The 429-nt window shown below is 62.7% G+C and carries 1 pseudogene; it reads right to left on the reverse strand.

Going from position 1 to position 429, the window contains the following annotated elements:
- A pseudogene (locus JWG43_RS20965) lies at positions 1–232 on the reverse strand (ubiquinol-cytochrome c reductase iron-sulfur subunit N-terminal domain-containing protein); the annotation flags it as partial.
- Between the last annotated feature and the right edge of the window lie 197 nt (positions 233–429).

Here is a 429-nt window from a genome sequence, read left to right on the forward strand (position 1 = left end):
GCCATTTGATGACGACCTGCTGGCCTTCCTGAACCTTGGTCAGGTCGAACTCGATCGACGCCAGAGCCAGCGTATCGGCCGCCGGATTCATCTGGTTGATCAGCGGCTAGGCGATCATGGCGCCCGCGCCGACCGCTGCGGCGCCCGCCGCGATGTAGATAAAGTCCCGACGATTGGGATCACCGCCCTCAGGGCTGTGACCGTCTTCCGTATGCACGACCGATTCGGCCACGTTTCCACCTCTCGAACGCCGCAGAAGACCCCCAAGGGCGTCCCCAGCCACGGCACGAACCAACAAAAGACGCCGGGAATCCCCGACGGTCCGTGACTTGCGCCGGTTTGGACGCAAGCTGCTGACGTTTCTTGCGAAACGCTCGCAAACAGACCGCGACAAACCCCCTCGCCGCGCGTATGTCAGGCCTTAGAATG

Source organism: Desulfobulbus alkaliphilus (assembly GCF_016918545.1).
GTDB lineage: Bacteria > Desulfobacterota > Desulfobulbia > Desulfobulbales > Desulfobulbaceae > Desulfobulbus > Desulfobulbus alkaliphilus.